Consider the following 846-nt stretch of genomic DNA (forward strand, 5'->3'; position numbering starts at 1 on the left):
AGAATCCAGTGAAAAGGGTCTGAAAGGATTTCATGCGGCTTGTTTGTTCGGCCGATAGTTGGCTTTGTGTTCCTCGTATTGCCGAGAAGGCATAAAGTTCGTCATCAAGTGATGCGATTTTCTTTTCTGCCAGACTAACCAGCGGCATCTTAGAGTACGGGTAGTTAGGACATTGTCAGCGGAACTGAGCTTGAGGCCGCCAATCCTGACGCTTAAGCTCGAAAAATGAACCAGAACCCATTCCGCTACTTCAAGACATCACCGGAAATCATCCAGCTTGCGGTCATGATGTACGTTCGATTTCCGCTTTCACTTCGAAACGTCGAGGACCTGCTTCACGAGCGCGGTATCGACATTTGCCACGAAACGGTCCGCCACTGGGTCGATCGGTTCGGTACTTATTTTGCACACAAGATCCGGAGGCGGCGTTCGGAAGCTATGCGGCAGAGTCCGCAATGGCGATGGCACTTGGACGAGGTGCTTGTGAAAATCCGTGGTCAAACTCACTACCTTTGGCGAGCGGTCGATCACGAAGGTGAGGTTCTGGAGTCCTTCGTCACGAAAACTCGGGACAAGGCTTCCGCATTGAGATTTGTGAGAAAAGCTATGAAGCGCTACGGCAATCCGAAAGTGGTGGTGACGGATAGGTGCCATTCATATCGTGCGGCCATGAAGGAAATCTGGAATGCCCGGCGCCAGGAGTGCGGCCGACACCTGAACAATCGCGCTGAAAATTCCCATCTTCCGTTTCGGCGACGAGAGAGGGCGATGTCACGGTTCAGGCGCATGCGAAGTCTCCAGAAATTCGCTTCAACCCATTCGTCTGTATACAACCACTTCAACCAT

At 51.9% G+C, this 846-nt stretch carries 1 protein-coding gene; it reads left to right on the forward strand.

The window, feature by feature from the left end; genetic code table 11:
* Positions 1-225: 225 nt before the first annotated feature.
* Positions 226-846 (forward strand): IS6 family transposase (locus HY36_RS18220; RefSeq protein ID WP_081806205.1); only part of this gene is annotated, 621 nt, incomplete at its 3' end.

Origin of the sequence: Hyphomonas atlantica corrig., assembly GCF_000682715.1 — a bacterium.
GTDB lineage: Bacteria > Pseudomonadota > Alphaproteobacteria > Caulobacterales > Hyphomonadaceae > Hyphomonas > Hyphomonas atlantica.